The sequence below is a fragment of the Sinorhizobium sp. 6-70 genome, from assembly GCF_030124375.1.
In the GTDB taxonomy this organism is placed as follows: Bacteria; Pseudomonadota; Alphaproteobacteria; order Rhizobiales; family Rhizobiaceae; genus Sinorhizobium.
In genome coordinates this window covers 1-399 of the sequence record NZ_JASKLS010000051.1, presented here as the reverse complement: position 1 = coordinate 399, position 399 = coordinate 1, and the positions used below count along the sequence as shown (strand labels likewise).

Below are 399 nucleotides of genomic sequence, written 5' to 3'. Positions count from 1 at the left end.
GAATGAAATGGAATGGAATCATCCGTAATGTAATGGAAAGGAATGGAATGGAATGGAATGGAATGGAATCAACTCTATTGCAATCGAATGGAATGGAATGGAATTAACCCGAATAGAATGGAATGGAATGGAATGGAAGGGAACGGAGCGGAACGGAATGGAGTGGAATGGAATGGAATCAACCCGAGTGCAGGGGAATGGAATGGAATGGAATGCAATGGAATGGAATCATCCGGAATGGAATGGAATGGAATGGAATGGAATCAACCCGAGTGGAATGGAAAGGAAAGGACTGGAATGGAGTGGAATGGAAACAACCAGAATGGATTGGAATATAATGGAGTTTAAGGGAATTGAAAAGAATCAATCTGAATGTAATGAAATGGAATGGAACGGAAT

General features: G+C 41.1%; 1 protein-coding gene. It reads left to right on the top strand.

The features are described from left to right. Window positions 1–52 precede the first annotated feature (52 nt). On the top strand, window positions 53–399 hold a 347-nt coding region (locus tag QN222_RS30455; protein WP_284005761.1), incomplete at its 3' end, for a hypothetical protein.